The 26,484-nt window shown below is 71.1% G+C and carries 20 protein-coding genes and 5 pseudogenes; 21 read left to right on the forward strand and 4 right to left on the reverse strand.

Annotated features, from left to right (window positions below):
• Nucleotides 1-64: 64 nt before the first annotated feature.
• Nucleotides 65-463: a hypothetical protein gene (locus tag ACHMXE_RS27090; protein ID WP_395352442.1), complete on the forward strand. Its 399-nt coding sequence runs from the start codon at nt 65-67 to the stop codon at nt 461-463.
• Here the strand turns inward: ACHMXE_RS27090 and ACHMXE_RS27095 are convergent.
• Nucleotides 456-1,690, reverse strand: a pseudogene (locus ACHMXE_RS27095) (MFS transporter). The gene ACHMXE_RS27090 and the pseudogene ACHMXE_RS27095 overlap by 8 nt on opposite strands.
• 141 nt (nt 1,691-1,831) lie before the next feature.
• Nucleotides 1,832-2,731 carry a LysR substrate-binding domain-containing protein gene (locus ACHMXE_RS27100; protein ID WP_395352443.1) on the reverse strand — a complete coding sequence of 300 codons (900 nt, stop codon included), beginning with the start codon at nt 2,729-2,731 and terminating at the stop codon, nt 1,832-1,834.
• 78 nt (nt 2,732-2,809) lie between these two features.
• Between ACHMXE_RS27100 and ACHMXE_RS27105 the strand changes: the two genes are divergently transcribed.
• The 3 genes from ACHMXE_RS27105 to ACHMXE_RS27115 all read left to right on the forward strand — a co-directional run bounded on the left by ACHMXE_RS27105 (nt 2,810) and on the right by ACHMXE_RS27115 (nt 4,986).
• Nucleotides 2,810-4,012, forward strand: coding sequence for an MFS transporter (locus ACHMXE_RS27105; protein WP_395352445.1), 1,203 nt, complete (start codon nt 2,810-2,812; stop codon nt 4,010-4,012).
• On the forward strand, nt 4,009-4,632 hold the full coding sequence (locus ACHMXE_RS27110; RefSeq protein WP_395352447.1) for a pyridoxamine 5'-phosphate oxidase family protein: 624 nt from the start codon (nt 4,009-4,011) through the stop codon (nt 4,630-4,632). The genes ACHMXE_RS27105 and ACHMXE_RS27110 overlap by 4 nt, the downstream gene beginning before the upstream one ends.
• Nucleotides 4,633-4,746: 114 nt before the next feature.
• The gene (locus ACHMXE_RS27115; RefSeq protein ID WP_395352449.1) at nt 4,747-4,986 is read left to right on the forward strand and encodes a hypothetical protein; all 240 of its coding nucleotides are present in this window, start codon (nt 4,747-4,749) and stop codon (nt 4,984-4,986) included.
• 6 nt (nt 4,987-4,992) lie between these two features.
• Here ACHMXE_RS27115 and ACHMXE_RS27120 read toward each other — a convergent pair whose 3' ends face one another.
• Nucleotides 4,993-6,291 carry an MFS transporter gene (locus tag ACHMXE_RS27120; protein WP_057597463.1) on the reverse strand — a complete coding sequence of 433 codons (1,299 nt, stop codon included), beginning with the start codon at nt 6,289-6,291 and terminating at the stop codon, nt 4,993-4,995.
• Between the two features lie 282 nt (nt 6,292-6,573).
• On the opposite strand from ACHMXE_RS27120, the gene ACHMXE_RS27125 reads away from it, so the two are divergent.
• The 10 genes and pseudogenes from ACHMXE_RS27125 (at nt 6,574) to ACHMXE_RS27170 (ending at nt 17,664) form a co-directional block, all read left to right on the forward strand.
• Nucleotides 6,574-7,383 (forward strand): SDR family NAD(P)-dependent oxidoreductase, encoded by an 810-nt coding sequence (locus tag ACHMXE_RS27125; RefSeq protein WP_203201041.1) that lies wholly within the window; start codon nt 6,574-6,576, stop codon nt 7,381-7,383.
• A gap of 17 nt (nt 7,384-7,400) precedes the next feature.
• Entirely contained in the window at nt 7,401-8,270 is an 870-nt protein-coding gene (locus ACHMXE_RS27130) for a CmcJ/NvfI family oxidoreductase (protein WP_395352451.1), read from the forward strand.
• Between the two features lie 32 nt (nt 8,271-8,302).
• Entirely contained in the window at nt 8,303-9,598 is a 1,296-nt protein-coding gene (locus tag ACHMXE_RS27135; protein WP_395352835.1) for an LLM class flavin-dependent oxidoreductase, read from the forward strand.
• A gap of 70 nt (nt 9,599-9,668) precedes the next feature.
• Nucleotides 9,669-10,886: a multidrug effflux MFS transporter gene (locus tag ACHMXE_RS27140; RefSeq protein ID WP_395352453.1), complete on the forward strand. Its 1,218-nt coding sequence runs from the start codon at nt 9,669-9,671 to the stop codon at nt 10,884-10,886.
• Entirely contained in the window at nt 10,886-12,325 is a 1,440-nt protein-coding gene (locus ACHMXE_RS27145) for an MFS transporter (protein ID WP_395352455.1), read from the forward strand. Before ACHMXE_RS27140 ends, ACHMXE_RS27145 begins: the two co-directional genes overlap by 1 nt.
• 20 nt (nt 12,326-12,345) lie before the next feature.
• A complete protein-coding gene (locus ACHMXE_RS27150) occupies nt 12,346-12,990 on the forward strand; it encodes a paraquat-inducible protein A (protein ID WP_395352457.1) in 645 nt (214 codons plus the stop codon).
• Nucleotides 12,987-13,700 (forward strand): paraquat-inducible protein A, encoded by a 714-nt coding sequence (locus tag ACHMXE_RS27155; RefSeq protein ID WP_395352459.1) that lies wholly within the window; start codon nt 12,987-12,989, stop codon nt 13,698-13,700. Before ACHMXE_RS27150 ends, ACHMXE_RS27155 begins: the two co-directional genes overlap by 4 nt.
• A pseudogene (locus ACHMXE_RS27160) lies at nt 13,697-15,348 on the forward strand (intermembrane transport protein PqiB). The gene ACHMXE_RS27155 and the pseudogene ACHMXE_RS27160 overlap by 4 nt, the downstream one beginning before the upstream one ends.
• Nucleotides 15,345-15,977, forward strand: coding sequence for a membrane integrity-associated transporter subunit PqiC (locus ACHMXE_RS27165; protein WP_395352461.1), 633 nt, complete (start codon nt 15,345-15,347; stop codon nt 15,975-15,977). Before ACHMXE_RS27160 ends, ACHMXE_RS27165 begins: the two are co-directional and overlap by 4 nt.
• Before the next feature lie 91 nt (nt 15,978-16,068).
• Nucleotides 16,069-17,664 carry an MFS transporter gene (locus ACHMXE_RS27170; RefSeq protein WP_395352463.1) on the forward strand — a complete coding sequence of 532 codons (1,596 nt, stop codon included), beginning with the start codon at nt 16,069-16,071 and terminating at the stop codon, nt 17,662-17,664.
• Between the two features lie 29 nt (nt 17,665-17,693).
• Here ACHMXE_RS27170 and ACHMXE_RS27175 read toward each other — a convergent pair.
• Nucleotides 17,694-18,188: pseudogene (locus tag ACHMXE_RS27175) on the reverse strand (HD domain-containing protein); the annotation flags it as partial.
• 670 nt (nt 18,189-18,858) lie between these two features.
• Between ACHMXE_RS27175 and ACHMXE_RS27180 the strand changes: the two are divergent.
• The 7 genes and pseudogenes from ACHMXE_RS27180 to ACHMXE_RS27210 all read left to right on the forward strand — a co-directional run.
• Nucleotides 18,859-19,602, forward strand: a pseudogene (locus tag ACHMXE_RS27180) (TRAP transporter substrate-binding protein); the annotation flags it as partial.
• A gap of 144 nt (nt 19,603-19,746) precedes the next feature.
• Entirely contained in the window at nt 19,747-21,675 is a 1,929-nt protein-coding gene (locus ACHMXE_RS27185) for a TRAP transporter large permease subunit (RefSeq protein WP_395352837.1), read from the forward strand.
• A gap of 49 nt (nt 21,676-21,724) precedes the next feature.
• Nucleotides 21,725-22,766, forward strand: a pseudogene (locus ACHMXE_RS27190) (LacI family DNA-binding transcriptional regulator).
• A 30-nt stretch (nt 22,767-22,796) separates the two neighbouring features.
• Nucleotides 22,797-23,798: a hydroxyacid dehydrogenase gene (locus ACHMXE_RS27195; protein WP_395352465.1), complete on the forward strand. Its 1,002-nt coding sequence runs from the start codon at nt 22,797-22,799 to the stop codon at nt 23,796-23,798.
• A 28-nt stretch (nt 23,799-23,826) separates the two neighbouring features.
• On the forward strand, nt 23,827-24,654 hold the full coding sequence (locus ACHMXE_RS27200; RefSeq protein ID WP_395352467.1) for an amidohydrolase family protein: 828 nt from the start codon (nt 23,827-23,829) through the stop codon (nt 24,652-24,654).
• 140 nt (nt 24,655-24,794) lie between these two features.
• Nucleotides 24,795-25,292, forward strand: coding sequence for an RNA polymerase sigma factor (locus ACHMXE_RS27205; RefSeq protein WP_395352469.1), 498 nt, complete (start codon nt 24,795-24,797; stop codon nt 25,290-25,292).
• Nucleotides 25,293-25,383: 91 nt separating this feature from the next.
• Nucleotides 25,384-26,430 (forward strand): FecR family protein, encoded by a 1,047-nt coding sequence (locus tag ACHMXE_RS27210; RefSeq protein WP_395352471.1) that lies wholly within the window; start codon nt 25,384-25,386, stop codon nt 26,428-26,430.
• Nucleotides 26,431-26,484: the final 54 nt, after the last annotated feature.

Here is a 26,484-nt window from a genome sequence, read left to right on the forward strand (position 1 = left end):
GGCAATGACTGTGAACCGTATCGAACCCCGACCGCTTTTTCTTCTTCGCACCTTCCGTTCTTCCGTGCCGCGCCTCGCGCTCGTGGCCGTTGCCGCGGGCACGCTGCTCGCCGGCTGCGTGACGCCCGGCGAGCATGCGCGCGAACAGCGCATGCGCGACGAGCAGAACTGCATGGCCTATGGCTTCCGCCCCGAAAGCCCGGCCTACGCGCGCTGCCTGCAGAACGAGAACCTCTCGCGCCAGGACCGCGACAACCTGCAGGACATCGAATCGCGCCGCCGCTCTGAAGACCCGCGCCGCTATGGCGGCGGTGGCGGCGGCTGGGAGCGCGAACGCGACCGGGACCGCGATCGCTACGACCGCATGAACGACAACCAGCGCCAGGCGCTGCGCAACTGCGACCTGCTGCCGCCCGCCAACCAGCCGGGCTGCCGCGCGATGGTCTGGTCGACGCTCAAGTAGGGCTGCGCAACGCCGCATCCGAGGGTGCGGCATCGAGCTTCGCGAGCGCGATGACCGCCGCCTGCAGCACGAAGCCCGCGAGCGCGAGCAGCAGGCAGCCGGCCTCGCCCCAGAGCGCGCCGGCCGCCGCACCGAGGGCGGCACCCACGGGCCGCGCGCCGGCATTCACCGTGAGGAACACGGCCGAGACGCGGCCCAGCATGCCCGCGGGTGTCACGCCCTGGCGCAAGGTGGTCGAGTTGATGGTCCACACCATCGGCCCGGCGCCGAACACGAACAGCGAGAAGGCCGCGAGCGCGGCGCTGGGCCAATGCAGCGTCGACGCCATCAACACCGCGGCCAGCACCGCGCTGAAGGGGCCGACGCGGATCGCGCGGCCCGGGCTCGTGCGCGCCGCGATGCGCGGCGTGAGCAGCGCGCCCGCGACCATGCCCGCGCCATACATCGCGAGCGTGAGCCCCACGCCCTGCGCGCCGAGCCCGAGCGCGCGCACCGCGTGCGGCACATAGCCGGCCTGCAGCACGAACCACGCGATGTTGAAGACCGCGCCGGTCAGCAGCATCGGCCGCAGCCAGGCATGGCGCAGCACGAAGCGCGCGCCTTCGCGCAGCTCGGTCCAGGGATGGCGTGCGGCGGGCATGCGGCGCGCCGGCTCGGGGAGCTTCCACAGCAGGGCCACGGCCGCGGCCGACAGCGCCGCCGCCAGCACGAAGGCCGCGCCCGCGCCGGTCCACGCCACGAGCGCGCCCGCCACGGCGGGGCCGGCCGCGAAGGCCGCGCTGCGCGCCAGCTCGATGCGGCCATTGGCGCGCGCCAGCGCCTCGCGCGGCACGAGTTCGGCACCAGCGCCGGGGCCGCGACGCTGAAGGCCACGGTGCCGATCGCGCCGATGAAGCCCAGCAGCGCCATGCCCGCGATGCCCATGCGCGCGGACCACGGCGCCGCCAGCACGGCGAGCATCAGCACGAGCGACAGCGCGCGCAGCACTTCGGCGCGCAGCATCAGGCGCCGGCGCGGCATGCGGTCGGCGAGCAGGCCCAGCGGCATCGCGAGCAGCAGGAAGGGCAGCGTCTGCACGGCGGCGAGCAGGCCAGTTTCGGTGGCGCCCGCGCCATAGGCCATCACGGCGACCAGCGGCACCGCGGCCAGGCCGAGTTGTTCGGCCGACTGCGCCGCGAGGTTGGCGTGGGCCAGGTGAAGAAAGGGACGGGGCAGGGCGGAGGGCATGAGGCGATGGTCGCGGACCGCCCCGCATCGGGCTGGCCAAAAACGGACCCGCAAAAACAGACTCTTTCTGGAAGTCCTTCCGCGACTTTCGCGAAACCTTCGCGCCCTCTGCGTTCGGCCGTCCGCCTTCCGCTCCGTCGATCAGCCCGCGCCGGCCTGCTGCGCGAGCAGCATGTCCTCGAACCAGTCCGCCACCTGCCGCGCCTCGGGCGCCGCGCCCGGCGCGAGCCCGTAGTAGTAGCGCTCGAGCCGCATGCGCAGCGCGGGCAGCGGCGACTGCAGCCGGCCCGAGGCGAGGTCGTGCGACACCAGCGAGGTCGGCGCGAGCGCGATGCCCAGGCCGTCGACCGCGGCCTGCAGCACGAAGTGCAGGTGGTCGAACTGCAGCCGGCCGGCCGGCCGCACGCGCGGCGCGCCGACCTGCTTCTTCCAGGCCTCCCAGTCCTCCTTGCGCGTGCGCGCCGACAGCTGCACGTGCGCGGCCAGCGCGCGCAGGTCGCGCAGCGGATGGGCCTTGAACAACGCGGGCGCGCCGACCACCAGCACCTCGTCCTCGAGGAAGGGCTGCACCGCGATCGCGCCCGGCCAGCCCTCGAGCCCGCGGCGCACCGCGATGTCGAAGCTGTCGGCCACCTGCTCGGGCATCACGGTGCTCGTGACCACCTGCGGCTCGATGTCCGGATGGCGCTCGACGAAGGAGGGCAGGCGCGGGATCAGCCAGCGCACCGCGAACGAGGGCCGCACGTTGATGCGTACCGTGCGCGCCGCGCCCTGCGCCTGCAAGGCACGCGCGGCGGCGCCGATCTGCGCCAGCGCGGGCTCGACCTCGGCGAAGAACTGCTGGCCCTCGGCGGTCAGCGCGACCTGGCGGATGCGGCGCTCGAACAGCGCGACACCGAGGAAGGCTTCGAGGCCCTTGATCTGGCGGCTGATCGCGCTGTGGGTGACGTGCAGTTCGTGCGCCGCGCGCGTGAAGCTCAGGTGGCGCGCCGCGGCCGCGAAGGCGCGCACGGCGTTCAGGGGAGGCTCGCGGGACGGCATGCGTGCGATTTTGTCACGCATGCGGCGCGTTAATGTCGTTTGTCGGCTCGGCCTTCGCGGGCGCACGATGCGGGCTCGATGTCATCTTCCTCCAGCCGCTCCGCTTCCGACCCCGCCACCCTCGCGGCCTCCGTCTCCACCACCGACCGCGACTCCCGCCATGCCGCGCTCTCGCTCGGGCTCGCGCTGCCGGGCGACGTGGTGCTCTACCTGCTGCTGCCGATGTATGCCGCGCAGTTCGGCGTCACGCTCGCCGAGGCGGGGCTGCTGCTCGCGGCCAACCGGCTGGTGCGCATCGCCGGCTATGGCTGGGTGGCCGACTTCTATGCGCGCCATGGCGACCGCCGCACCTGCACGCTGGCCGTCGCGGGCGCGGTGCTGTGCTGCCTCGGCTATGCCACGCTCTCGGGGCTGTGGTTGCTGCTGCCGCTGCGGCTGGTCTGGGGCCTGTGCTTCGCGGCCTTCAACCTCTCGACGCAGGCGCTGGCCACGGCCGACCCCGTGGGCGCCGCGCGCCGCAGCGGCCGCTCGCGCGCCTTCATCGCGCTCGGACCGGTGGTGGCGCTGCCGCTGGGCGCGCTGCTCGCGCACTGGAGCGGGCCGCGCACCATCTTCTGGCTGCTGGCGGGCGTGGCGCTGCTCGGGCTGCTGGCCGCGCGCCGGCTGCCGAAGGCGCCGCATCCGGTCGCGGTGGCGGCCAAGCGCTTCCAGCGGCCGAACAGCCTAGACGGCTGGTCCTTCATGGAAGGGCTGGCGCTCGACGGCCTGTTCATCGTCGGCCTGTCGTACCTCGGCAAGGACCTGCTGCCGGGCGCGGCGGTGGTGGTGGCTGGCGTGCTGATGGCGCTGCGCTACTTCTCCGAGATCGCGCTCAGTCCCGTGGGCGGCCGCATGGCCGAGCGCTTCGGCGCCGAGCGCCTGCTGGTGAGCCTGTCGCTGCTCACGGCGCTGGCGCTGGTGGGCTTCGGCCTGGGCTGGCTCTGGAGCTGCGCGGCGCTGATCGTGGTGCTGCGCGCGCTGCAGCTGCCGCTGATCGCGCCCATCGTCGCGCACCGCACGCCCGGACCCGAGCGCGTGCAGGCGCTGGCCGCGCGCTCGACCTGGCGCGACATCGGCGCGGGGGCCGGGCCGGTGCTGGCCGGGCTGCTGCTGCCCATTGCCTCGTCGGCCTGGGTCTACGGCGTGGCGGCGGCGCTGCTGGCCGGCATGGCCATCGCCTGCGGGCGCAGTGCCGCGAAACTCGAGGACTCCCCGGATTCCCTTCACCATCGACCGTCATGACCCACGACCCGCACGCGATCCAGACCCTGGCCCAGCTCCAGGCCCTGTTCGGCCAGCCCGGCGAAGCCGCGCTCAGGAAGGAGATCGACTGGCTGCATCCGTCCTACCGGGCGCTGATCGCGGCCTCGCCGTTCGCGGTGCTCGCCACTCTCGGGCCGGACGGCCTCGATGCCTCGCCGCGCGGCGACCCGCCGGGCTTCGTGGCGGTGAAGGACGAGAAGACGCTGTGGATGCCCGAGCGCCGCGGCAACGACCGCATCGACAGCCTGCGCAACATCGTGGCCGACCCGCGCGTGGCGCTGCTGTTCCTGATCCCGGGCGTGGGCGAGACCCTGCGCGTCAACGGCCGTGCGCGGATCACGGCCGATCCCGCGCTGCTCGCGCGCTTCGCGGTGGAGGGCAAGGCGCCGCAGTGCGTGATCGAGATCGCCGTGGACACCGTGTTCTTCCAGTGCGCGCGTGCGATCCAGCGTTCCCGGCTGTGGGCGCCGCGGCCCGACGAGGCGCGGCCCGACGTGCCCACGCCCGGCGCGATCCTGTCGGCGCTGACCGATGCCGCCTTCGACGGCGCGAGCTACGACCGCGAGTTGCCGGCGCGGCAGAAAGCCACGCTGTACTGAAAGGCGCGGCGAAAAATATTTCGCCGGAGATTGAGGGTTCGGGGCCCGTCGTTCGTCTTCAGGAGGTCGGTCCCGTTCCGATCGTCGAAGACAGCGAAGAAAGCCCCGCCCGCCATGCACCCCGCTACGTCCCCGTTCCAATCCCTGCAGCCGCCCGCCGCGCCGCGCCGCCGTTCCAGGTCCTTCGTGCTGCGCTGGTGCGGCAACGGCTGCGGCGAGGTGGCGGTGGTCGGGCCGCTGGGCTGGTGGCCCTGCTGCTCGAAGGCGTGCTGGGAGGCCTGGCGCGAGCTCGAGGCGGCCAAGGCCGCGGGGGCGGCGACCCTGGCCGGCGCGGCGGTGCGCGCCGGCGCCTGAACGATCTCAGGCCCGTCCGGGCGCCGCGGCCTGCTCGGTGCGCGCGTCGTGGCCGATGATCAGCACCAGCACGAAGGCCACGGCCGCCAGCAGCGCGAGGAAGATCACCGCGTAGATGTCGTTGCCCATGCGGTCCTTGAGCGTGCCGAAGATGGTCGGGCCGATGTAGCCGCCGAGGTTGCCGATCGAGTTGATCCAGGCGATGCCCGCGGCCGCGGCGGTGCCGCTGAGGATCGCGGTGGGCAGGGTCCAGAAGGTGGGCAGGGCGCTGAAGATGCCGAAGGCCGCGAGCGTCACGGCCGCCATCTTCGGCACCGGCGCGCTGGTCTCGGCCGCCAGCACCAGGCCGACGAAGATGCAGGCCAGCGGGATCAGCAGGAACCACTTGCGCTCCTTGCGCGCGTCGGAGGCGCGGGTCCAGAACAGCATCGCGATCGCACCCACCAGGTAGGGGAAGGCGTTGATGAAGCCGATCTCCACGTTGCCCAGCCCGCCGAAGCCCTTGATGATCTGCGGCAGGAAGAAGCTCAGGCCGTACAGCGGCACCGTGATGCCCATGTAGACGAAGCCCAGGCCGATCACGCGCGGGTTCAAGAGCGACTGCTTCCACGAGATCTGGTTGATCGACTCGCGGTTGCGCCGCTCGGCGTCGAGCGTGCCCTGCAGCCAGGTGCGTTCCTCGTTCGTGAGCCACTTCGCGTCCTTCGGACCGTCGGGCAGGTAGAACAGCACGAAGAAGGTCAGGATCAGCGAGGGGATCGCCTCGAGGATGAACAGCCACTGCCAGCCGTGCATGCCGCCCATCCCGTCCATGTTGAGGATGAAGCCCGAGATCGGCGAGCCGATCACGGTGGAGATCGGGATCGCGAACATGAACCAGCCGACGATGCGCGCGCGGTAGGCCGAGGGGAACCACAGCGTGATGTAGAAGATGACGCCCGGGAAGAAGCCGGCCTCGGCGATGCCGAGCAGGAAGCGCACGACGTTGAAGCTGGTCGAGCCGCCGACCCAGGCCTGGGCCGCCGACAGGATGCCCCAGCTGAACATGATCCGCGCGATCCAGCGGCGCGCGCCGAAGCGCTCGAGCGCCATGTTGCTCGGCACCTCGAACAGGAAGTAGGCGATGAAGAAGATGCCGGCCGCGCTGCCGAACACGGCCGCGCTGAAGCCCAGGTCCTTCGACATGGCGGCGCCGGCGAAGCCGAGGTTCACGCGGTCGAGGTAGGCGATGAAGTAGCTGACCATGAGCAGCGGCAACAGCCGCCAGCTCATCTTCGAGATGGTTCTCTGCTCGATCGGATTCACGTGTTGTCTCCTGTTGTGTGTGTGATATGGGAGGCGTTGAGGAAAGCCGCGGCCGTCGCCGGCCGCCGGACCATGTTAGGCCGCTCGGCCCGGCATTCCTGACACGGAAATGACCGAGGCGGGAAAGCACGGGGCAGGGTGCTTGTGCACCTTCCGCGGCCGGCCTGCATCGGGCCCGGGACTCGACCGGTTCGCGCATATGGTTATCGCTTTTCCATCGTTCCGGCCCCCGGGGCGCGGGTATAGCCTTCGTGACGATCCACGCTTTGCCGAGCCGTCCCGATGTCCACGAACGCCGCTTCCTCCCCGTCTTCCTCCCCCACCGAACCCACCGCCTCCCGTGGTCCCTCCGTCGCCTGGATCGCGGGCGTCGGCGCGAGCGCGGGCCTCGGTGCCGCGCTCGCGCGGCGCTTCGCGCAGGAGGGCCTGGTCGTCGCGCTGACCGGCCGCACGCCGCAGCAGCTCGAGGCCGTGGCCGCCGAGATCGCGGCCGCGGGCGGCACGGCCCATGCCTTCGCGGCCGACGTGGCGAGCGAGGCCGAGGTGCACGGCGTCGGCCAGCGCGTGCGCGCGCTCGGGCCGTTGTCGGTGGCGGTGTTCAATGCCTCCAGCGCGGCGCGCGCGCCCACGCTCGAGATCTCGGTCGAGCAGTTCACCCAGGCCTGGCGCACCAGCACGCTCGGCGGCTTCGTGTTTGCGCGCGAGGCGCTGCGCGGCCTGCTGGCCAATCCCTTCGACGGCGCGGTGCCCGCGGGGCGCGGCAGCCTGCTGTTCACCGGTGCCACCGCCGCGTTGCGCGGCAAGCCGCCTTTCGCGGCCTTCGCGGCCGCCAAGGCCGGGCTGCGTTCGCTGAGCCAGAGCCTGGCGCGCGAGTTCGGGCCGCAGGGCATCCATGTCGCCCATGTCGTGATCGACGGCGGCATCGACGGCGAGCGGCTGCGCAGCGGCTCGCCGCAGCGCGCGGCGCAGGCCGGCGAGGACGGGCTGCTGCAGCTCGATGCCATCGCCGAGAGCTACTGGCAGCTGCATGCCCAGCATCGCAGCGCCTGGACGCAGGAACTCGACCTGCGGCCGTTCAAGGAACCCTTCTGATTCAGAACGAGGAGCGCATGAGTTCCGCATCGCCATTCAGTCCGCACGAGCATCCGCTCATCGCCACCCTGCCGTCGGTCGAGGCCGAGCTCCACTACTTGAAGCCGGGCCAGGGCCGGCCCGCGAGCTACACCTTCGAGCCGCCGCCGGGCACGCCCTGGGTCACGGGCGAGCTCGAGGCACGGCGCGTGGCCATCCGCGACGGCCGCCCGCTGGTGGCGCTGCGCGAGCTCTCGCTCGACCGCAGCGGCTTCACCCAGATCGCGCACCGCAGCGTGCTGGCCGACTTCTCGCAGGACGCGACCATCCGCGACATCTACTACCGCGAGTCGGAAGCGCTGCTGCGCGACGTGACCGGGGGCGAGAAGATCGTGGTGTTCGACCACACGCTGCGCGACAGCGCCCAGGGTTCGCGCCGCACCTCGGAGCTGCGCGAGCCGGTGCGCCGCGTGCACGACGACCAGACGCCGGCCTCGGCGCGGCGCCGCGTCACCGATCACCTGCCGGCCGACGAGGCGGCCGAGCGGCTCACGAAGCGCTTCGCGATCGTCAACCTGTGGCGGCCGCTGGCCACGGTGGAGCGGCTGCCGCTCGCGCTGTGCGACGCGCGCTCCATCGATGCCGCGGACCTGGTGCCCAGCGACCTGATCTATCCCGACAAGGTGGGCGAGACCTATTCCTTCACCTGGAACCCGAAGCACCGCTGGTACTGGTTCCCGCGGCTGCGGCCCGACGAGGCGCTGCTGCTGAAGATCTTCGATTCGCGCGAGGACGGCACGGCGCGGCTCACGGCCCACACGGCCTTCGAGGACCCGACCGGCTCGCCCGAGGCGCCGCCCCGGCGCAGCATCGAGCTGCGCGCGCTGGTGTTCTGGGACAAGCCGTGAGCGCGCGCAAGCAGCTGCGCCTGGGCGCCTTCATGCGCCCGGTCAGCATCCATACCGGCGCCTGGCGCTACCCGGGCGCCTGGCCCGACGCCAACTTCAACTTCGAGCGGCTCAAGCAGCTCGCGCAGACGCTGGAGCGCGGGCGCTTCGACGCCTTCTTCATGGCCGACCACCTCGCGCTGCTCAACATGCCGATCGAGGCCTTGCAGCGCAGCCACACGGCGACCTCGTTCGAGCCCTTCACCTTGCTGTCGGCGCTGGCGCAGCACACGCAACACCTGGGGCTGATCGCCACTGCCTCGACCACCTTCGACGAGCCGTTCCACATCGCGCGCCGCTTCGCCTCGCTCGATCACCTGAGCGGCGGCCGCGCGGGCTGGAACATCGTGACCACGTCCAATCCCGACGCGGCGCTGAACTTCGGCCGCGAGGACCACATGGAGCACGACGCGCGCTACGACCGCGCGCGCGAGTTCTACGACGTGGTGACCGGCCTGTGGGACAGCTGGGCCGACGACGCCTTCGTGCGCGACGTCGACAGCGGCCGCTTCTTCGATCCGGCCAAGCTGCACGTGCTGGCCCACAAGGGCGAGCACCTGTCGGTGCGCGGGCCGCTGCACATCGCGCGGCCGGTGCAGGGCTGGCCGGTGATCGTGCAGGCCGGCGCCTCGGAGGCCGGCCGCCAGCTCGCGGCCGAGACGGCCGAGCTGATCTTCGCGGCACCGGGCACGCTGGCGAATGCGCGCGCCTTCTATGCCGACGTCAAGTCGCGCATGCGCAAGCTCGGGCGCGATCCCGAGCACCTCAAGATCCTGCCGGGCGCCTTCACCATCGTGGCCGACTCGGTCGACGAGGCGAAGGCGATCCGCGCGAAGCTCGACAGCCTGGTGCACTACGACAGCGCGATCGCCTCGCTGTCGATCGCGCTGGGCCACGATGCCTCCACCTTCGACCCCGACGGCCCGCTGCCCGAGGTGCCGCCCACCAACGCGAGCCAGAGCGGACGCGAGCGCGTGATCGAGCTGGCCCGGCGCGAGAACCTCACGGTGCGCCAGCTCGCGCAGCGCCTGGGCGGCTATGGCGGCCTGGCCTTCGTCGGCACCGCCCGGACCATCGCCGACGAGATGCAGGAATGGCTCGAGAGCGAGGGCTCGGACGGCTTCAACGTGATGTTCCCGTGGCTGCCCGGCGGGCTCGATGCCTTCGTCGACCGCGTGGTGCCCGAACTGCAGCGCCGTGGCATCTTCAGGCAGGAATACGAAGGTCGTACCCTGCGCGAGAACCTCGGGCTGCCGCGGCCGGTCAACCGTTTCTTTTCCGGAAATTAGCGGGGCCGGGGCGAGGGGACACTGGGCGCGCCGCCGGCGCGCGGGCGGCGCATTGGCGACAATCGCTCCAATGCGTTCCTCTCCCTTCTTCCGCATGGCCCTGCTGCTGGGCCTGCTCTCCGCCATCGGTCCCTTCGCCATCGACATGTACCTGCCGGCCCTGCCGGCGATCGGCCAGAGCCTGCGCGCCGACATCGGCGCGGTCCAGATGAGCCTCACGGCCTTCTTCATCTCGCTGGGCGCGGGCCAGCTGCTGTACGGGCCGGTCTCCGACATGGTGGGCCGCAAGCCGCCGCTGTACGCGGGCCTGGCGGTGTTCGCGATCGCGAGCGTGGGCTGCGCGCTGGCCACCGACATCCAGACCCTGATCGCGCTGCGCTTCATCCAGGGCCTGGGCGCCGCGGCCGGCATGGCGATCCCGCGCGCGGTGGTGCGCGACCTGCACACCGGCACCGATGCCGCGCGGCTGATGTCGCTCTTGATGCTGGTGTTCAGCATCTCGCCGATCCTCGCGCCGCTGGTGGGCAGCGGCGTGATCGCGGTCACCGGCTGGCGCGGCGTGTTCTGGGCCGTCACCGTCGCGGCCGTCGCCGGCCTCGCGATGATGGCCACCTTGCTGGCCGAGACCCGGCCGGCCTCGGAGCGCGTCGAGAGCAGCATCGGCAGCGCGCTCGCGGCCTACTGGCTGCTGCTGCGCGACCGCCACTACCTCGGCCTGGTGTTCATCGGCAGCTTCGCGATGGCGGGCTTCTTCACCTACCTCGCGAACTCCTCGTTCGTGATGATCGACCACTACGGCCTGTCGCCCGCGCTCTACAGCGTGGCCTTCGGCGTGAACGCGGCCGCCTTCTTCGGCGCCTCGCAGTTCAACGGCACGCTCGGCGAGCGCTTCGGCCTGGCGCGGCTGGTGAAGTTCGGCGTGGCCGGCTGCGGCGTGGCGATGGTCGCCATGTTCGCCTACTACGCCATGGGCGGCGACAGCCTGTGGGTGATGATCGTGCTGTACTTCATCGCCTCGGGCTTCATGGGCTTCGTGATCCCGACCACCGGCGTGCTGGCGCTCGAGATGCACGGCGCCATCGCCGGCACCGCCTCGGCGCTGCTGGGCACGCTGCAGATGCTGACCGGCGCGGTGGCGATGGCGGTGGTGGGTGCCTTCACCGACGGCGGCCCGCTGCCGATGGTGACCGGCATGGCCGCGGGCGCGCTGATCGCCGGCGTGCTGACCTGGCTCACGCTGGGCGGCGACCGCGGCACGCAACCGGCGCGCCGGGTGCAGGAGGCCTGATGAGCAGCGTGGCGGCCAGCGTGGGCACCGAGGGCGGCGCGCGCGTCATCGACGGCCTCGACCAGCCCGCGCGGCGCTGGTCGATGCTGGTGATCATCCTCGGGCTGATCGTCTCGGTGCTCGACGGCACCATCGTCAACCTCGCGCTGCCGGGCATCGCGCGCGAACTCAACGCCAGCGCCTCGCAGTCGATCTGGGTGGTCAACGCCTACCAGATCGCCATCCTCGTGATGCTGCTGCCGCTGGCCTCGCTGGGCGACCTGGTCGGCTACCGCCGCGTCTACCTGGTGGGCATGGCGGTGTTCACGCTGTCCTCGGCGGCCGCGACCTTCGCCAACTCGCTGACCACCTTGATCGCCGCGCGCGCCTTCCAGGGCCTGGGCGCGGCCGGCATCATGAGCGTGAACGCGGCGCTGGTGCGGCTGACCTATCCGTCCTCGCAGCTCGGCAAGGGCATGGCGATCAACTCGCTGGTGGTCGCCACCTCCTCGGTGGCCGGGCCCTCGGTGGCGGCGGCGATCCTGTCGGTGGCCTCGTGGCCGTGGCTGTTCGCCATCAACGTGCCGCTGGGCATCGTCACCTTCGCGCTCGGCATGAAGGCGCTGCCGTTCAACCGCGTGGCGCCGGCCGCGGGTCTGCGCTTCTCGCCGATCGACGTGACGCTCAACGTGCTGATGTTCTCGCTGGTGTTCCTCGGCGTCGACCGCCTGGGCGTGCGCGAGGGCGGGGTGGAGGCGGGCGGCCCGCCGCTGAGCGCCTGGCTCACGCTGCTGGCCGGCGTGGCGGTGGGCTTCGTCTACCTGCGCCGGCAGCGCTCGCTCGCGGTGCCGCTGTTTCCGATCGACCTGCTGCGCATCCCGGTGTTCGCGCTCTCCATGGGCACCTCGGTGGCGGCCTTCTGCGCCCAGATGCTGGCCTACATCGCGCTGCCGTTCCTGCTGCTCGAGGTCTACGGCCGCAGCCATTTCGAGGCCGGCCTGCTGATCACGGCCTGGCCGCTGGGCATCGTGGCGATGGCGCCGCTGGCCGGCCGCCTGATCGGCCGCTATCCCGACGGGCTGCTCGGCGGCATCGGCCTGGGGCTGATGGCCGCCGGCCTGTTCTCGCTGGCGCTGCTGCCGGCGCACCCGGTCAATGCCGACATCGCCTGGCGCATGGCGCTGTGCGGGCTGGGCTTCGGGCTGTTCCAGTCGCCGAACAACCACACCATCGTGACCTCGCCGCCCGCGCACCGAAGCGGTGCAGCCAGCGGCATGCTCGGCACGGCGCGGCTCACCGGCCAGACGCTGGGCGCGGTGGTGCTGGCCGGCGTCTTCAGCCTCTGGAGCCCGCATGGCGGCCACGGGCCGGTGGTGGCGCTGGTGCTGGCCGGCTGTTGTGCTGGTATCGCCGCAATCTTCAGCAGCTTGCGGCTCAGGACGACGGGACACGCGGGCTGAATAGGTTAGGGTACGGCCCCATGAAGGAAGTACCTGACACGGTGGTATGCCCGGGCTGCGACGCGGTCTATGCCCGCGCCGAACTGCAGCCGCGCGAGGTCGCCCATTGCGCGCGCTGCGGCACCGAGATCGGCCGCCATCCGGGCGCGCAGGAGAGCCGCATCCTGCCGCTGACCGTGACCAGCCTCATCATGTTCGCGATCGCCAACCTGTTCCCGATCGTCGAGATCGAGCTGCAGGGCCTGCGCAGCCAGACCACGCTGGCCGGCGCGGTGGTGGTGCTCGGGGCCGAGGGGATGTCGGTGGTGGCGCTGCTGGTGCTGGCCACCACCATCCTGTTCCCGCTGCTGCAGCTGTGCATCCTGGTCTATTTGCTGATCCCGCTGCGGCGCGAGCACCGCCCGCTGGGCTTCGCGATCCTGGTGCGGCTGATGCAGTCGCTGCGGCCCTGGGGAATGATCGAGGTGTTCCTGCTCGGCGTGCTGGTGGCCGTGGTCAAGCTCTCGAGCATGGCGACGGTGGTGCCCGGGCCGGCGCTGTGGGCCTTCGTGGCGCTCACGGTCACGCTGACGGCGGTGCTGTCGTTCAACCCGGGCGCGTTCTGGGAGATGACCTTCCGCGCCGCCGGCGACGAGGACGAAGGCGAGGAGAGGGCTTCCGCATGAAGTTCCCGTCGTTGCGCAGGCCGCCCCCGCCCGAACCCGAACCCGCCGCCGACACGCCGGTGGTCACCGCCGCCTCGCTGGGCCTGCTGGCCTGCCCGCACTGCGCGGCGGTCTGGCAGGACGCGCAGGAGGGCGAGGCCTGCGGGCGCTGCGGCACCCATCTGCACACGCGCAAGCCGCAGAGCCTCACGCGCACCTGGGCCTTCCTGATCGCGGCCTGCATCATGTACATCCCGGCCAACCTGCTGCCGGTGATGATCACGCGCACGCTGTTCGGCGCGCAGTACGACACCATCCTCAGCGGGGTGATCTATTTCTGGGTCTCGGGCGCCTACGGGCTCGCGGCCATCGTCTTCATCGCGAGCTTCCTGGTGCCGCTGTTCAAGCTGGCGGTGCTGTTCCTGCTCGTGGTGATGGCGCAGCGCGGCAGCAGTTGGCGGCAGCACGAGCGGGCCAAGCTCTATCACATCATCGAGATCATCGGCCGCTGGTCGATGCTCGACGTGTTCGTGGTGTCGCTGCTGACCGGGCTGGTGCAGATCCAGGGCTTCGCGGTGATCACCGCGGGCGTGGGCATCGCGGCCTTCGGTTCGGTGGTGGTGCTGACCATGCTGGCCTCGCTGAGCTTCGATCCGAAGCTCACCTGGGACAGCCAGCAGGCACAGGCGATGCAAGAGAGTTTCGAGAACAGGGAAGAACAAGCAGCATGAGTGAAGAAGACCAACCGCAAGACCGACCGGCGCCGTCCGCGCCGCCATTGCCGAGGCCGCAGGTCAAGCGCCGCCGCGAGTGGCTGCCCTCGCTGATCTGGCTGATCCCGATCGTGGCCGCGCTGGTGGGCGTGATGCTGGTGGCGCGCATCCTGATGGAGCGCGGCCCCGAGATCGTGCTGACCTTCAAGACCGCCGAGGGTCTCGAGGCCGGCAAGACCGCCGTCAAGTACAAGGACGTGCAGATCGGCCTGGTGCAGAGCCTGCGCCTGGCGCGCGACCGCTCGCACGTGCGCGTGCTGGTGCAGCTCAACAAGGAGGCCGAGGGCTTCACCTCCGAGGACTCGCGCTTCTGGGTGGTGCGGCCGCGGCTCGACACCTCGGGCATCTCGGGCCTGAACACGCTGCTGTCGGGCGCCTACATCGGCGCTGACGCCGGCGTGTCGAAGGAGAGCGCGGGCGAGTTCAAGGGCCTGGAAACGCCGCCCATCGTCACGCGCGACGACTCGGGCCAGCAGTTCCTGCTGCGCGCCGCCGACATCGGCTCGCTCGACGTCGGCTCGCCCGTGTACTTCCGCCGCATCAAGGTGGGGCAGGTGGCGGCCTACGAGCTCGACGGCGACGGCCGCGGCGTGACGCTGCGCGTGTTTGTCAACGCGCCCTACGACAAGTTCGTGGGCGTCAATTCGCGCTTCTGGCAGGCCAGCGGCATCGACGCGCAGCTCAGTGCCAGCGGCTTCACGCTGCGCACCCAGTCGCTCGCGACCATCCTGCTCGGCGGCATCGCGTTCCAGGCGCCCGACGACGCCATGGGCCCGCTCGCGAAGGAGAACACCGCCTTCATGCTCGCGCCGACGAGGTCACGGCGATGAAGGAGCCCGACGGCCCCTCGCAGACCCTGCTGATGTATTTCAACCAGTCGCTGCGCGGCCTGGTGCCGGGCGCGCCGGTCGATTTCCGCGGTGTGGTGATCGGCGAGGTCAAGTCGATCGGCGTGGAGTTCGACCGCGCCGAGCGCGAGTTCCGCATGCCGGTGCTGGTGCAGATCTATCCCGACCGGCTGCGCCGCCGCAGCGTCGAGCGCACCGACGAGAAGGAGCCGCGCTTCTCGCAGCAGGAGCGCCTGCGCTTCCTCACCGAGAAGGGCCTGCGCGCGCAGCTGCGCAACGGCAACCTGATCACGGGCTCGGTCTATGTCGCGCTCGACTTCTTCCCGAAGGCGCCGCCCGCGAAGATCGACCTGAGCAAGAGCCCGATCGAGCTGCCGACCATGGCCAACAGCCTCGACGAGATCCAGTCGCAGGTGCAGGAGATCGCGAGCAAGCTCAACAAGGTGCCCTACGAGCAGATCGCGCAGGACCTGCGCACCACGCTGGCCACGCTCAACAAGACGCTGACCGCCGCCGAGCAGACGGTGAACCGTATCAACAACGACGTGACGCCCGAACTGGCCGCGGCCATGAAGGACGTGCGCAAGACCGTGAACTCGGCCGAGCGCACGCTGGCCGACGACTCGCCGCTGCAGCAGGACACGCGCCAGATGCTGCAGGAACTCACGCGCGCCGCCGGTTCGGTGCGCGTGCTGACCGACTACCTCGAACGCCATCCCGAATCGCTGCTGCGCGGCAAACCGGACGACAAGAAATGACGAAGCACAGCAGAACCTTCCTCGCCGGCATCGCGGTGCTGGCCGCGCTCGCGGCAGGTTGCGCGAGCAAGCCCGACAGCTACTACACGCTGGCCAGCAGCGTGCCCGCGGACCAGATCGCCGCGCCCGCCGCCAGCGGCACCGTGCCGCTGGCCATCGAGCTCGCGCCCGTGGCCGTGCCCGAGCGGCTGGCGCGGCCGCAGATGGTGGTGCGCAAGCCCGGCGGCAGCGTGCAGGTCGAGGTGCTCGAGCAGCACCGCTGGGCCTCGTCGTTCGAGAACGAGCTGCGCGACGCGCTGGCCAGCGGCATCGCCACGCGTCTGGGCGCGCTCGATGTCAGCAAGGGCGGCCGCCCGAACGTGCAGCCGGTGTGGCGCATCGCGGCGCAGCTCAAGCAGTTCGACGCGGTCGACGGCGGCCGTGTCGAAGCGGCCTTCAGCTGGACCCTGCGGCGCGCCGACGAGCCGCGCACGCTGGTGTGCAGCTTCGAGGCCGGTGAACCGGTGGGCACCGGCATGGACGCGGTGGCGCAGGGCGCCCAGCGCGTGACCGCCGCCGTGGCCGCGGCGATGGCCCGCAGCATGGCCGCGGCGCGCGCGAATCCGTCGGCGACCGCCTGCGCCATTTGAACGTGGCCGTTGCGCGTTAGCCGCGGGGCAGGGTGGGCGTGGCGGATGAAGCTCTGGACTGGGTGATACCAAGAAGAAGCGGAGACCAGCGATGACACAGATCGGCAAGACGCCCTGCGACGACACGCTGATCCGGCACGGCGTCGACGCCGTCGACGACACCGGCTGTCCCGAAGCCTTCAGGCCCTGGGTGCTGGCCGCGGCCATCGTCGGCTCGAGCATGGCCTTCATCGACGGCACCGTCGTCAACGTCGCGCTGCCCGCGATCCAGGCCGACCTGCGCGCCACCGCCTTCCAGGCGCAGTGGGTGGTCGAGTCCTATGCCTTGCTGCTGGCCGCGCTGCTGCTGGTGGGCGGCGCGCTCGGCGACCACTTCGGGCGGCGCCGCGTGTTCGCGATCGGCGTCGCGATCTTCGCGCTCTCGTCGGTGGCCTGCGCGCTCGCGGCCAGCGTGCAGCAATTGATCGCCGCGCGCGCGGTGCAGGGCATCGGCGGCGCGCTGCTGGTGCCGGGCAGCCTGGCGCTGATCAGCGCGGCCTTTCCCGAGAAGGCGCGCGGCAAGGCCATCGGCACCTGGTCGGGCTTCAGCGGCATCACGGCGGCCGTGGGGCCGGTGCTCGGCGGCTTCCTGGTCGATCATTTCTCGTGGACCTGGGCCTTCCTGGTCAACGTGCCGATGGCGCTGCTGGTGCTGTGGATCTGCTGGCGCCACGTGCCCGAGAGCCGCGGCGCCTCGGCCGGCGGCGGTCTCGATCCCTGGGGCGCGCTGCTGGCCACGGCCGGGCTCGGCGGCATCGTCTATGCGTTCATCGAGGCGCCCACGCAGGGCTGGACCTCGGCGGCCGTGCTCGCGGCACTGGCCATCGGCATCGCGGGCAGCGCGGGCTTCGTCGCCGTCGAGCGCCGCGTGCGCGCGCCCATGCTGCCGCTCTCGCTGTTTCGCAGCGGCAATTTCAGCGGCGCCAACCTGCTGACCTTGCTGCTCTATGCCGCGCTCGGCGGCGGCCTCTATTTCTTCCCGCTCAACCTGATCCAGGTGCAGGGCTGGTCGGCCACGGCGGCCGGCGCGGCGCTGCTGCCCTTCATCCTCATCATGTTCGCGCTCTCGGGCTGGGCCGGCCAGCTGGTCGACCGCTTCGGGCCGCGGCTGCCGCTGGTGATCGGGCCCGCGATCGCGGCCGTGGGCTTCGCGCTGTTCGCGCTGCCGGGCGTGGGCGCGAGCTACTGGAGCGGCTTCCTGCCGGCCGTGGTGGTGCTGGGCCTGGGCATGGCGGTGACCGTGGCGCCGCTCACCACCACCGTGATGAACGCCGTCGGCCCCGAGCTCGCGGGCGTGGCCTCGGGCGTGAACAACGCGGTCTCGCGCGCAGCCGCGGTATTGGCCATCGCGGTCTTTGGCGCGATCATGGCCTGGGCCTTCGACGCCGCGCTGGCCGAGCACCTGCAGGCCGCGGGCGCCTCGGCGCAGGTGACGGCCTTCTTCGAGGGCGAGCGCGCCAGGCTCGCCGGCGCCGCCATGCCGCCGGGCGTGGATGCGGCCACGGCCGAGGCCTTGCGGCGCGCAGTGGCCGAAGCCTTCGTCGCGGGCTTCCGCTGGGTGATGCTGCTGAGCGCCGGGCTGGCGCTGCTCAGCGCGGCGAGTGCGTGGCGCTTGATCGGCGGCAAGGGCGCGACTCAGGTCGGCTGAAGCCCCGGACGCGTCGCCAAGGCTGAGCCTCAAGCCGTCGGCCTGCGCTCAGGCGCCGCGGCGTCGCTGAGCAGGGTGTCGAGCTCGGCCCAGAGCGGATCGCATTGGCCGGCCCGGTAGGCGGCGGCCTTGAAGGTGGCGTGCTCGCCGCGGTAGGTCTCCCACAGGTCGCGATGGCCATCGGCGACGCAGGCGCGCACGTTGGCCAGTCGGTCGGCGGCCTTCACGGTCAGCGCGAGTTCCTGTTCGCCCTTCACATGCGACATGGCGGCATAGGTCCGGGCCTTGCGCTCCTTGCGGTTGGCGCCGGGCGCGTCGCTCAGCAGTGCCACGCAACCCGCCACCAGCGTGCCGAAGCGTTCGGCGATGTCGGCCACGGTGGCGTCGGTGTCTTCCACCACGTCGTGCAGGTAGCCCACGACCTGCGCCTGTTCCCCATAAGGCCGCAGCAGCGCGACCACTGCATCGAGGTGATGGACGTAGGGATGCACGCCGTACTTCTGGTCGCCGTGCATCTGGATGGCGTAGCTTCTCGCGGCGTCGGGGGGAGGTCTCTGGGGTCATGCGGACAACCCTAGCGGGTCGTGTGTTCCGTGGCAATGGTGAGGGGGCCGTGTTGTCGTAGGCCGGGGGCGGGCGCGCGCCGACGGGGTACTCCCCTCCGCGAATGTCCCCCGCCTTCGGCTCCTCCTTTATTTCGCTGCGGGGAGTACCCCGCCGACGCGCGCCAGACGCGCAGCAGTTGATCGGCCGGCATCACCGCAGCGCCCACGTGCACAGGGCAGCGGGTGCTTCCCGCAGCGAAATCAAGGAGGAGGCCGAAGGCCGGGGGACATTCGCGGGAGGGAAGTACCCGCTGTCCTGTGCACGCGCCCCGGCGCCCCCAAAAACCGCCGTTTACGAAGGAAAACACCTACCGAACCAACATTGCAACGCCATTTGTGTATCGATACAGTAAATCGTTCCACCAAACGGCGCCAAACGGGCGTTCCGACCCACAGGAGACAAGCCATGACCTCGATTTCACGCCGCCGCTTCGTCCAGTCATCGTCGGCACTGCCGCTCGCGATGGCGGCCGCCGGCACGGGATTCACGCCCTTCGTCGCCGCGCAGGACAAGAAGACCGTCGCGCTGCGCCTGTCGTCCTCGCACGTCGCCGACCTCAACTCCTCGCACTTCGCGTGGAACCAGCTCATGCAGGTCAACCTCAAGAAGGCCGTCGGCGAGCGCATCCGCATCGACTACTTTCCCAACAACCAGCTCGGCAAGGAAAGCGACGTCGTCCAGCAGGTCAAGGTCGGCTCCATCGACATGATGCTCACCGGCTCCTCGATCTGGGCCACCGTCACGCCGCAGTTCGGCATGCTCGACCTCGGCTACCTGTTCGACAGCTACGAGCACGTGGCCAAGGCCCTCGACGGCGGCGTCGGCGCCAAGCTCAACGACATGCTCGTCAAGAGCACCGGCTGCCAGGTCATCACCTGGGGCCAGCACTACGGCGCGCGCAACGTCTACACCAAGCAGCCCGTCAAGTCGCTGGCCGACGTGAAGAACGTCAAGCTGCGGGTGCTGCCGACGCCCGCCTTCATCGAGACCTTCAAGATCATGGGCGCCATCCCCACGCCCATCTCCTTCGGCGAGCTCTACATGGCCGCGCAGACCGGCGTCGTCGACGGCTTCGAGCACGATGCCGCCACCGTGCTCGCGAGCAAGCTCAACGAGGTCGTCAAGCACTGCTGGATGACCGAGCACCTGTTCAGCCCCATGGTCTGCATCGCCGGGCGCCGCGCCATGGACCGCATTCCGGCCGACCTGCGCCCGGCCTTCCTCAAGGCCGCGGCCGAATCGACCGCGCAGCAGCGCCAGATCGGCGCCGAGAAAGGGCAGGGCGCCATCGAGGAACTGAAGAAGCTGGGCCTGAGCTTCACGCCCATGGCGAAGAACGAGCGCGACCAGGTGCGCAAAGAGATGGAGGCCAGGCTCTGGTCGGCCTTCGCCAGGCAGTATCCCGAAACCGGGCCGCTGTTTCGCCGCCATCAACGCCGCCCGCGCCTGACCCGCATGTCCAGCGTCCTGCCTCCGATGGTCACGCCCGCCGTCCTGCCGCCTCTGCCGCCCCTGTCGCCGCTGCCGGCCGCGGGCCACGGCCACGATCCGCGCGCCCTGGGCTTCAGCACCGCCCACCGCGCGGGCCGCGGCCTCGCCTGGCTCACGCGCGCCATGGAGAACGTGGCCGGCGTCGTGCTCGCGATCGATGTCCTCGTCGTCTTCGTCTCGGTCGTGTTCCGCTACTTCCTGCACGACCCCTTCGACTGGGCCGAGGAGGTCGCGCGCGCGCTGATGGTGATCCAGGTCTTCTTCGGTGCCGCCACCGTGCTCGCGCGCAGCCAGCACGTGGGCGTCGACCTGTTCCGCGGCCTGCTGCCCGCGCGCTGGCAGCCCGCGCTGATCCAGTTCGGCAACTGGATCGTGGTCGGCGTCTCGGCCAGCCTGCTCGCCTCGTCGTGGGAACTGCTGCTCGACGCCTACAACATGACCACCCCGATCGGCCTGCCGCAGTGGATCTACGTCTACCCGGTAGTCATCGGCAGCCTGTTCATGACCTTGTTCGGCCTCGCCAACGCCGTCAACGGACCGGCACGGCGCGTGTGGAGCACCCTGGCAGTGGGCATCGCGCTCACCGCCGCCGTCGTCGGCTGGAACGCCTTCGTGCCCGGCCACGCCATCGCGCCCTGGATGCTGCTGACCGCCGGCTTCCTCGGCGGCCTGATGCTCGGCGTGCCGATCGCCTTCGTGCTCGCGCTCTCGTCGCTGGTGTTCTTCATGGCCGATCCCTCGCTGCCGATGCTGGTCTATTCGCAGCAAGTCATGGCCGGCACCGACCACTACGTGCTGCTCGCCATTCCCTTCTTCGTGCTGGCCGGCCTGCTGATGGAATCCAACGGCATGTCCTCGCGGCTGATCGAACTGCTGCTGCGCATGTTCGGCCGCCTGCGCGGCGGCCTGGGCCTCATCACCATCACGGCCACCGCTTTCTTCTCGGGCGTCTCGGGCTCCAAGCTGGCCGACATCGCCGCGGTCGGCGGCATCATCATGCCGGCCGTGCGCAAGACCAAGCAGGATCCGAACGAGACCGCCGGCCTCTTGGCCTGCACCGCGGTGATGGCCGAGACCATCCCGCCGTGCATCAACATGATCATCATGGGCTTCGTCGCCAACATCTCGATCGCCGGGCTGTTCATGGCCGGCCTCGTGCCCGCCGTGGTGCTCGCGCTCTCGCTGGCCGCGGTCACCATCTACGTCGGCGCGCGCATCGACCCCGACCAGGCCTTCGACGTGCGCACGCCCATGTTCCGCCTGCTCGGCGGCGCGCTGGTCGCGCTGGTGATGGTGGCGATGATCGGCAAGGGCGTGACCTCGGGCGTCGCGACCTCGACCGAGGTCTCGTCCTTCGCCGTGGTCTACGCGCTGGTGGTGGGCTGGCTGGCCTTCCGCGAACTCACCTGGTCGTCGGTGGCGCGCCTGTTCGTGCGCTCGGCCTCGATGGCCGGCACCATCCTGTTCATCGTGGCGGCCGCGTCCAGCCTCTCGTTTGCGCTGACAATCCAGCAGATCCCGCAGTACCTGTCGTCGTTCATGATCGAGTTCGCGCACGCATGGGGCAGCACCATGTTCGTGATGCTCTCGGTGCTGATCATGATCGTGTTCGGCGCCGTCCTCGAGGGCGCGCCCGCGCTCATCATCTTCGGGCCGTTGCTGACACCGATCGCGGCGCAGCTGGGCGTCAATCCGCTGCACTTCGGCACCGTGATGGTCATCGCGATGGGCTTCGGCCTGTTCGCGCCGCCGGTGGGCCTGGGCCTGTTCGCCACCTGCGCCATCACCGGCACGCAGGTGAAGGACGTGGCGCGGCCGATGATGAAATACCTCGCGGTGCTGTTCGTCACCCTGGTGCTGCTGGTGCTGGTGCCGGCCTTCTCGGTCTGGCTGCCGACGCGCATGGGGCTGTGACGACGCACGACCGCAGGACCGCGATGAACCCGAAAGGACCCCGAAAACCGTGAGCAGAATCAGCGATGTCGCCCAACGCGCGGGCGTTTCGACCAGCACCGTGTCGAACGTGTTGAACGGCCGCGTGGACCGCATGGCGGCCGCCACCCTCGAGCGGGTGCAGGACGCCATCCGCGAACTCGAGTACCGGCCCAACACCTCGGCGCGGCAGCTCAAGACCGGCCACACGCCGCTGATCGGCCTGCTGGTGCCCTCGATGGCCAACCCGATGTACGGCTTCATCGCGCGCGAGGTCGAGGCGCTGGCGCAGGAACGCTACGGCTTTCGCATCATGATCGGCAATACCTACCCGCGAGAAGGAACGCGAGGCGCGCTTCTTCGAGGACCTGATGGCCCACGGCGTGCGCGGCGTGATCATCATCTCGTCGCTGATCGACGAGGAGCATGTCGAGGCCGCGGCCGAGCGCGGCCTGGTGGTGGTGAGCTACGACCGGCGCGCCACGCCCGGCGAGGCCTCGGTGATCGACCACGTCACGGTCGACAGCTTCGAGTCCTCGCGCATCGCCACCGCGCACCTGATCGAACGGGGCCACCGGCGGCTGGCCTTCGTCACGCCCTCGGGGCGCACCATGAGCCGCAACGAGAAGATCCAGGGCTTTCTCGCGGCCGCGCGCGCGGCCGGCCTCGAGGCCAGCGCGCGCGTGGTCGAGGGCCTGCCGGTCGACGAGTACGGCGACTCGATGATGAGCGAGCTGGGCCGCACCCAGGCCAGCCAGCTCGCGCAGCTGCCCGAGAGGCCCACCGGCGTGGTCGGCGTCAACGACCTGCTGGCCTATGGCCTGATGGCGGGCTTTCGCGATGCCGGGCTCGCGGTGCCCGACGATGTGTCGGTGGTCGGCATCGACAACGTGTTCCTCTCGACCCTGATGTACCCCGCGATGACCTCGGTGCGCGTGCCGGTGCCCGAGATGGCGCAGGTGATGGTCGAGCGCGTGATGAGCCGCCTGGCCGACGGCACGCTGCCCGCGGGCGAGTTCCTGTTCGCGCCCACGCTGGTGGCGCGCGACTCGGTGGCGCCGCCGCGCGGCTGAGGCCGTCTTCTTCTTTCCTCCTGCCTTGCCATGACCACGGTTTTCGTCAGCCATCCCCAGAGCAAGCTCGCCCACTACTTCGGCGAACGCGCCAGCAACGCGCTGCGCGCCTTCGCGCAGGTGCGCTTCAACCCCGAGGACCGCGATCTCTCGTCGCACGAGATCGCCGAACTGGCGCGCGACTGCGATGCCATCGTCTCCTACCGCCAGACCGTGGGCGACGAGGCGCTGTTCGCCGCGCTGCCCAAGCTGCAGGCCTTCGTGCGCTGCGCCATCGACATCCGCAACATCGACCTGGCCGCCGCGAGCCGCCACGGCGTGCTGGTGACGCAGGCCAGCGCGGGCTTCATCGCCTCGGTGTCCGAATGGATCGTGGGCGCGATGATCGACCTCGCGCGCGGCATCAGCGTCTCGACCGCGCTCTACCACGCGGGCCTGCCGGTGCCGCCTGCCATGGGCCGCGAGCTGCGCGGCGCCACGCTCGGCGTGATCGGCTACGGCCAGATCGCGCGCTACCTCTGCACCGTGGCGCAGGCGCTCGGCATGCGCGTGGTGGTGCACGATCCCTTCGCGGTGGTGGCGCAGCCCGGCATCGCGCAGGCCGGCTTCGGCGAGCTGCTCGCCCAGTCCGACTTCGTGGTCTGCCTCGCGGCGGCCACCGAGGACACCGAGAACCTCATGAACGCCGCCGCCTTCGCGGCGATGCGGCCGGGCGCCTTCTTCATCAATGCCGCGCGCGGCAACCTGGTCGACGAGGACGCGCTGGTCGCCGCGCTCGATGCCGGCACGATCGCGGGCTGCGCGCTCGACGTGGGCCGCGCGCCCGACCAGATGCCGTCGCCCGCGGTGGCGCGCCATCCGCGCGCGATCGCCACGCCGCACATCGGCGGCCTCACGCCGCCCGCGGTCGAGCACCAGGCGATGGAAACCGTGTCGCAGCTGGCCGAGATCTTCCAGGGCCGGGTGCCGAAGGGCGCGGTGAATGCCGCCGAGGCCCATCGCTGGCGCCAGGCCTTCGGCGTGCCGGCCTGATCCCTTTCCCCATCCACCGAGAGCCTCCATGGAACCGACCCGGAATGCGCGCTATGCCGGCGCCTGCGACTGCCACGTCCACATCTACGAAGACCGCTTCCCGCTGATCCCGAACGTCGCCTGGGTGCCGCCGCATTCGCCGGTATCGGCCTACCGCGAGCAGGTGCAGCAGCCGCTGGGCATCGAGCGCGCGGTGGTGGTGCAGCCCACGGGCTACGGCTTCGACAACCGCTGCACCCTCGATGCGCTGGCGCAGTTCGGCGAGGCGTCGCGCGGCATCGCGCTGTTGGCGCCCGATGCGCCCGACGCCGAGATCGCGCGCCTGCATGCGGGCGGCATGCGCGGCGTGCGCTACATGATGATCGGGGGCGTGCTGGGCTGGGAGTCGCTGCCGGGCATGGCCGCGCGCATGGCCGATGCCGACTGGATGATCAACCTGCAGCTCGACGGCCGCACCATGCCCGAGCACGAGGAGGTGCTCAGGAAGCTGCCGTGCCGGCTGGTGCTCGACCACAACGGCAAGTTCCTCGAGCCGGTGGCGCCCAGCCATCCCTCGTTCCAGTCGCTGCTGCGCGTGATCGATGCGGGCCGCGTGTGGATCAAGCTCTCGGCGCCCTACGAGACCTCGAAGAGCGGCGCGCCCGGCTACGACGACGTGAGCCTGCTCGCGCGCACGCTGGCCGAGACCTTTCCCGAGCGCTGCCTGTGGGCCAGCAACTGGCCGCACCCGGGACGCGATCCGCGCCCCGAGAGCGCGCCGCTGTACGACCTGCTGTTCTCGTGGGCCACGAGCGAGGACACGCGCCGGCGCATCCTGGTCGACAACCCGGCCGCGCTGTACGGGTTCAAGGCCTGACGCGGGCCGGGGGAGGGCGGATCCGAAGCCCGCCATAATCGGCGCTCCCGTCTTCTTGAACCGCCTCAGGTCAGCCACGCCGCGTCGAAGCCAACCTGCCTCCTGGACTTCGACCCACCCTTGCCGGTGCCGGCGCGCCCGTGTTCGAACGCTACTACCGCGAACTGCTGAACTTCCTGTCCCGCAAGGTGCCGGACCGCGCCACCGCGGCCGACCTGGCGCAGGAGAGCTATGCGCGCGTCTACGAGGCGCAGCGCGCGGGCAGCGTGGTGCGCGATCCGCGCGCGCTGCTCTACCGGGTCGCGCGCAACCTCGTCACCGACCATCACCGGCGCAACAGCGTGCGCGCCGGGCTGGCGGAGGCCGAGGAGGGCCTGGGCGAGCCCGACGACTGCATGGGCCCCGCGAGCCTCGAGCCCGACGCGGCGCTGGCCTCGAGCCAGGGCCTGGCCGCGATGATCGCCGCCATCGACGGCCTGCCGCCGCGCTGCCGCGAGGCCTTCGTGCTCTACAAGTTCGACGGGCTCTCGTATGCCGAGGTCGCCGAGCGCATGGGCATCTCGACGCGCACGGTCGAGATGCAGCTGCGCATCGCGATGGCCGCCTGCTGGGACTGCCTGGAGCGCGACGGGAAATGAAACAAGCAGCCACGATGAACCGAAGACAGACCACGTCCTACAGGGTTGGCGCCCGTTCGTGCGTCTCCATCTCCAGGGACACCCTCGCCACATGAATTCGACGCCACCACCGGAAGACGCATCGCGCCTGCGAGAGAAGGTGCTCGACTGGTTCGTGCGCCGCCAGCGCGAGGGCTGGAGCGCCAGCGAGGAGCGCGCGTTCCAGGGCTGGCTGGTGGCCGATCCGCGCCGCGCCGAGGCCTGGCGCGCCTGGGAATCGCGCTGGCGGGCCGTCGACGCGATCCCGGCCGCGACCGTGGCCGGCTGGCGCGAAGGCTTCGCGGGCCGCGCGGCCACGCCCACGCGGCGCGGCTTCATGAAGCCGGCGCTGGCGCTGGCCGCCACCGGCATGGCCGTCGGCGCCGGCTACCTGGGCTGGCGCGAGCTGCAGGCGCAGCCGGTGTTCGTGCAGGCCTTCGCCACGCGGCGCGGCCAGCAGCTCGACCTGCCGCTGCCCGACGGCACGCGCCTGCGGCTCGACACCGCGACCCGCATCGAGGTTCAGCTGTTCCGCGACCGGCGCGAGGTGCGGCTGCTCGAGGGACAGGCGGTGTTCGCCGTGCAGTCCGACGCCGAGCGGCCGTTCTCGGTGCTGGCCGGGCCGCTGGAGGTGCGCGTGGTCGGCACCCGTTTCGCGGTGCGCCACACGCCGGGGATCGACGGCGCGGACGGCACGCGGGTGTCGGTGGACGAGGGCCGGGTGCGGGTGGCGCGGCGCGAGCGCGCGCAGGACGGCGCCTGGGCCGCGCCCTCGGCCGCGAGCCTGCGCGAGGCGGTGTTCCTGGTCGCCGGCCAGCAGCTCGAGAGCGATGCCCGGGGCCTGCTGGGCCCGGTGGCGGCGGTGCTGGGCGAGGGCATCGCGCCCTGGCGCGAGCACCGGCTGAGCTTCGTCGACACGCCGCTGGGCCGCGCGCTGGCCGAGCTCGAGCGCTACGGCCCCACCGGCCTGGTGGTGAACGATCCGGCCGTGGCGGCGCTGCGGCTGACCGGCACCTTCGACCCGCGCGATCCGCGCACCCTGCGCCGCGCGCTGCCGAGCGCCTTGCCGGTGCGGCTGAAGGAGGCGGGCGCGGTCGCCGAGCTGGTCGCCGCGCACTGATAGAAAGAGCAGCGCCGCCGGGGCGCCGGAAAAAATTTTCGGCGGGACTACGGT

The sequence above is a fragment of the Variovorax sp. UC122_21 genome (assembly GCF_044056785.1).
In the GTDB taxonomy this organism is placed as follows: Bacteria; Pseudomonadota; Gammaproteobacteria; order Burkholderiales; family Burkholderiaceae_C; genus Variovorax.

Bases quoted from the DNA above. Each gene is read 5' to 3' on its own strand.
- ACHMXE_RS27100 (WP_395352443.1), bottom strand. From the start codon at position 2,731: ATGCCGTCCCGCGAGCCTCCCCTGAACGCCGTGCGCGCCTTCGCGGCC.
- ACHMXE_RS27105 (WP_395352445.1), top strand. From the start codon at position 2,810: ATGTCATCTTCCTCCAGCCGCTCCGCTTCCGACCCCGCCACCCTCGCG.
- ACHMXE_RS27110 (WP_395352447.1), top strand. From the start codon at position 4,009: ATGACCCACGACCCGCACGCGATCCAGACCCTGGCCCAGCTCCAGGCC.
- ACHMXE_RS27115 (WP_395352449.1), top strand. From the start codon at position 4,747: ATGCACCCCGCTACGTCCCCGTTCCAATCCCTGCAGCCGCCCGCCGCG.
- ACHMXE_RS27125 (WP_203201041.1), top strand. From the start codon at position 6,574: ATGTCCACGAACGCCGCTTCCTCCCCGTCTTCCTCCCCCACCGAACCC.
- ACHMXE_RS27130 (WP_395352451.1), top strand. From the start codon at position 7,401: ATGAGTTCCGCATCGCCATTCAGTCCGCACGAGCATCCGCTCATCGCC.
- ACHMXE_RS27135 (WP_395352835.1), top strand. From the start codon at position 8,303: ATGCGCCCGGTCAGCATCCATACCGGCGCCTGGCGCTACCCGGGCGCC.
- ACHMXE_RS27140 (WP_395352453.1), top strand. From the start codon at position 9,669: ATGCGTTCCTCTCCCTTCTTCCGCATGGCCCTGCTGCTGGGCCTGCTC.
- ACHMXE_RS27145 (WP_395352455.1), top strand. From the start codon at position 10,886: ATGAGCAGCGTGGCGGCCAGCGTGGGCACCGAGGGCGGCGCGCGCGTC.
- ACHMXE_RS27150 (WP_395352457.1), top strand. From the start codon at position 12,346: ATGAAGGAAGTACCTGACACGGTGGTATGCCCGGGCTGCGACGCGGTC.
- ACHMXE_RS27155 (WP_395352459.1), top strand. From the start codon at position 12,987: ATGAAGTTCCCGTCGTTGCGCAGGCCGCCCCCGCCCGAACCCGAACCC.
- ACHMXE_RS27165 (WP_395352461.1), top strand. From the start codon at position 15,345: ATGACGAAGCACAGCAGAACCTTCCTCGCCGGCATCGCGGTGCTGGCC.
- ACHMXE_RS27170 (WP_395352463.1), top strand. From the start codon at position 16,069: ATGACACAGATCGGCAAGACGCCCTGCGACGACACGCTGATCCGGCAC.
- ACHMXE_RS27185 (WP_395352837.1), top strand. From the start codon at position 19,747: ATGGTCACGCCCGCCGTCCTGCCGCCTCTGCCGCCCCTGTCGCCGCTG.
- ACHMXE_RS27195 (WP_395352465.1), top strand. From the start codon at position 22,797: ATGACCACGGTTTTCGTCAGCCATCCCCAGAGCAAGCTCGCCCACTAC.
- ACHMXE_RS27200 (WP_395352467.1), top strand. From the start codon at position 23,827: ATGGAACCGACCCGGAATGCGCGCTATGCCGGCGCCTGCGACTGCCAC.
- ACHMXE_RS27210 (WP_395352471.1), top strand. From the start codon at position 25,384: ATGAATTCGACGCCACCACCGGAAGACGCATCGCGCCTGCGAGAGAAG.